The sequence below is a fragment of the Sphaerochaeta sp. UBA5836 genome (assembly GCF_002432845.1).
Lineage (GTDB): Bacteria > Spirochaetota > Spirochaetia > Sphaerochaetales > Sphaerochaetaceae > Sphaerochaeta.
Map to the genome: position 1 here is coordinate 3878 of NZ_DJGW01000025.1, position 3448 is coordinate 7325.

General features: G+C 49.4%; 5 protein-coding genes and 1 tRNA gene. 2 read left to right on the plus strand and 4 right to left on the minus strand.

The window, feature by feature from the left end:
* Positions 1-75: 75 nt before the first annotated feature.
* Together B3F49_RS01995 and B3F49_RS02000 are read left to right on the plus strand one after the other, a co-directional pair.
* Positions 76-147: transfer RNA gene (locus tag B3F49_RS01995), tRNA-Cys, on the plus strand.
* Positions 148-550: 403 nt separating this feature from the next.
* Positions 551-913 carry a helix-turn-helix domain-containing protein gene (locus tag B3F49_RS02000; RefSeq protein ID WP_293908740.1) on the plus strand — a complete coding sequence of 121 codons (363 nt, stop codon included), beginning with the start codon at positions 551-553 and terminating at the stop codon, positions 911-913.
* A gap of 21 nt (positions 914-934) precedes the next feature.
* Here B3F49_RS02000 and B3F49_RS02005 read toward each other — a convergent pair whose 3' ends face one another.
* The 4 genes from B3F49_RS02005 to B3F49_RS02020 all read right to left on the minus strand — a co-directional run.
* Positions 935-1159 carry a BrnA antitoxin family protein gene (locus tag B3F49_RS02005; RefSeq protein WP_293908741.1) on the minus strand — a complete coding sequence of 75 codons (225 nt, stop codon included), beginning with the start codon at positions 1157-1159 and terminating at the stop codon, positions 935-937.
* Positions 1160-1271: 112 nt separating this feature from the next.
* Positions 1272-2264, minus strand: a complete 993-nt coding sequence (locus tag B3F49_RS02010; protein WP_293908742.1) for a Gfo/Idh/MocA family protein — start codon at positions 2262-2264, stop codon at positions 1272-1274.
* A complete protein-coding gene (locus B3F49_RS02015) occupies positions 2261-3250 on the minus strand; it encodes a Gfo/Idh/MocA family protein (protein WP_293908743.1) in 990 nt (329 codons plus the stop codon). The genes B3F49_RS02010 and B3F49_RS02015 overlap by 4 nt, the downstream gene beginning before the upstream one ends.
* 12 nt (positions 3251-3262) lie before the next feature.
* Positions 3263-3448 (minus strand): hypothetical protein (locus tag B3F49_RS02020; protein WP_293908744.1); only part of this gene is annotated, 186 nt, incomplete at its 5' end.

Consider the following 3448-nt stretch of genomic DNA (forward strand, 5'->3'; position numbering starts at 1 on the left):
CCTTGTAAAGAATCCTCACTATTCCCCCTTGATTATCGAAAAGAAAACTGGTATGGTCAACATTGCCTAACGCATGGTGCCATACCCAAGCGGTAAGGGAAAGGTCTGCAAAACCTTGATGCATCGGTTCGAATCCGATTGGCACCTCTTTGAGAGCCGCTGAACTTCAGCGGCTCTTTTGCATTTATCTTAAAAACAATCTTTCCAGCACATAGAGAAGATTCTCTTTAGCGTCTTTGGGCAATGAACAATTTGTAAAGATATACTATATTTGTTTACTTAGTACTCTTTTTTATGGTATTATTAAGTATGTGCTTTGAAGTCATAATGAAGAAGAAATTTCAAAGAGTGATACGGGAAATGCCAATGAATGCAAGACTCACACTCCACGAATTGATTCTTGATATGCAGGAAAAAGATCCATATCGAAGAGAATACAGGAATTTCAGTACTCTGAATTCGTCAGGCACCAAATTCCATTGTCATGTAGGATGGAGTTGGATTGCGTGTTGGTACGCTGAAAAAGGATTGTATATTGTGGAGGTATACTATGTTGGCAGTCGTGAATAAGCTCCCTTTGATTGATATCCGAATGAAGGGTGATATCCCGGAGGATATTGTTGTGTTATTGAAGAAGCATTATGGCTCTGATCTTTATATCGAGGATGATGACCAGTATATGAGCGTAGCTGAAATGCCTTGGTTTAAAGAGATGGATGCAGAAATGAGTCCTGGAAAAACTCTGCGTTTCCACAGAAGACTTGCAAATATGACGCAGAAGCAGCTCGCTGATACGCTGGGTGTTGCCAAGCAATACGTATGCGATCTGGAGAATGGAAGAAAAGCAATCAGCAAGGCGAAAGCGAAGCAACTTGCAGAGATTTTTCTCATCTCCCCTACTAGGTTTCTATAGGTGATTGACCAGCCTTGCTCATCATTTTGATGGTTCAGGGAACGAAAATTCCAACATCCTACTCTTCTTCATACAATCTGTAAGATAGAGATTGATAATTGTCTGATAAGGAATTCCGGTTCTCTGTGCCATTTGCTTGTAATAAAGAATGGTTTCTGAATCCAACCGAATGGTTACTTGTTGTTTCGGCAATTTGGAAACATAAGGATTCTTGGTTCCCTTTGAAAAATCATATTCACGTCTCATGAGTCGGCCTATATCCCTGATATTTCGTCATATTTCTGTGAACCATTTCAATGTTACGCCAAAGAACACCGCCTTGGCGATCGCCAAAGCGGTGTTTCAAACAGCCTGTTTCTCAATCCTGCGTAAGGCTTACTGCTTCATTGGTCCTGCTCGACTCATAGGAGGCAAGAGCGATTTCCAGTGCCCTGAGCCCGTCGAGACCGGTCACCAAGGGCGTTTTCCCTGTTGCACACACCTGGACAAACTCCTTGATCAGGCCCTCATCACCCTCCTCATTCCAACTGATATCCTCGAAGCATTGGTTGGCCTGGTCGTCCAGATGCAGTACCTGGGCGAAAGCTTTCAGCTCGATCACGCCCTTCGTCCCGATGATCTGCATATCAACCTGGGCCCAGATGGGATAGTTGGTATGGTGGGCCCATGAGCAATCGATGGTGGCAAACACCCCGTTGTCCAGTTCAATCATCACCAAGCCGGTGTCATCAATGCCCTTATGGTGCAAGAGCTCGCCGCTTTCGCAGAAGACACTCTTGATTTCAGAGCCGGTGAACCAGCGGATCAAGTCCCCCAAGTGCACCGTATGGTCCATAACCGCACCACCGCCGGACAGGGACGGGTCGATGAACCAGAGCCCGGGAATCTTACCGTGATTGATCGAGGTGATGGTAAGCACCTCCCCTATCAGACCGGCATCAATCTTCTTCTTGGCGGCTATTACATTGGGGTTGAAACGCATCGGAAAGGCGTTCATTATTTGAACACCAGCCTCCCTTGCAGCAGCAAGCATGGCCTTCGCATCAGCAATTGTCGTTGCAAACGGCTTTTCAACCAGAATGTGGAGGCCTTTCTTCGCAGCGGCTATGCTGACCTTGGCGTGGTCACGGTTGTTGGTGCAGATGATCACCCCGTCCAGCTGCTCATCAAGCAAAGCTTCATAGGACCGATAGTAGGTTGTCTGGAATTTGGCAGCCATCTCCTTACCGCGTTTTTCATCCTCATCTGCGATGCCGACAAGCACAACTTCAGGGTATTTCAACAGCTGTTGGGTGTAGCTCAGTGCATGCATGTGCTCAAAGCTGACAACTCCGATTCTTGATTCTTTCATAGACGTACCACCTTCCCGCTTCTGGCCGACTCTTTGGCCGCCAATGCAATGTGCAGTGCAGCGATGGCTTCGGCGGCTGTGACAACCGGCTCCGTCTTGTGCTCTACAGCATGCAGAAAGGCTGCAAGCTCTGCACGGTATGGATTCATCTCCTCGCTGAGCGGGTTGTCATAGAACAGCGAAACCTCCTCATCACTGCCCAGCTGCGTCTTGAGTGGACAATCGCGTGATGAGTCATAGCACAGTTGGCCGTCGGTCCCCACCAATTCAAAGGTGGTGCGGAACTCGATGCCCTTGGGCAGCGCCCAGCTTGCTTCAACATGAGCCATTGCCCCGCTTGCAAAGCGCAGGATGGCCAGAGTGTGCATCTGCTCTGGATGCTTCGGCCCCAGGTTCTTTGCATAGACGCGCGTGACCGGACCGAAGTTGCAAAGAAGCCAGTCATAGTCATGAATTGCTAAATCGACTTCAGGCCCGCCGCTCTTTTCCAAGTCCTGATACCAGTTCTCCCAGCTCCAACCGGGGAATGCCTGATTGCGTGTAGTCCTCAATAGTGCAGGTGTTCCTATTCGGCCGGCCTTGATCTGATCGGCCGCCGTCTGATATTGGGGGAAGAAGCGCAACACATGGCCGACGGAGAAGGTAACCTTGTTCTCTTCGGCTGTTTCAACCATGCGGTTGGCATCCTCAAGGGTGAGGGCTATGGGCTTCTCGCAGAAGACGTGCTTGCCGCTCTTCATGGCATCGATGGCATACCGGCTGTGAAGATAGGTGGGCAGGCAGATATCCAATACATCATAGTCGGCCTTCTTGTTCATCTCTTCATAGGAGGTGAAGGCTTCACAACCCAAGAGTGATGCCAAGGCTTCGGCATGGTGGCTCCTGATGTCACAGACTGCAACCACCTTGGCATCCTCAAGCGAAGTGTAGGCATGGGCATGGGTTTCCCCCATCGTACCGCAGCCCACAAGTGCAATTCGTATCATGCTCTGAGCTCCTTATTCCTGCTTGCCGAAATCGGCGACTTGCATGCGTTTTCCATTCTCAAGACGCGAAGCCTCGGCAGCAAAAGCCATGGAGTGACTCTGCAAGGAGGAAGCGACACTGGTTTCTCCGTTGGTGTTGTTCGCCCGCACCTGGCGGACAAAATCGGCTACGAACAGCTCATCACTGCCGCTGTGCCC

Excerpts from the sequence above, each read along its gene's own strand:
- B3F49_RS02000 (WP_293908740.1), top strand. The coding sequence starts at position 551 with ATGTTGGCAGTCGTGAATAAGCTCCCTTTGATTGATATCCGAATGAAG.
- B3F49_RS02015 (WP_293908743.1), bottom strand. The coding sequence starts at position 3,250 with ATGATACGAATTGCACTTGTGGGCTGCGGTACGATGGGGGAAACCCAT.
- B3F49_RS02010 (WP_293908742.1), bottom strand. The coding sequence starts at position 2,264 with ATGAAAGAATCAAGAATCGGAGTTGTCAGCTTTGAGCACATGCATGCA.
- B3F49_RS02005 (WP_293908741.1), bottom strand. The coding sequence starts at position 1,159 with ATGAGACGTGAATATGATTTTTCAAAGGGAACCAAGAATCCTTATGTT.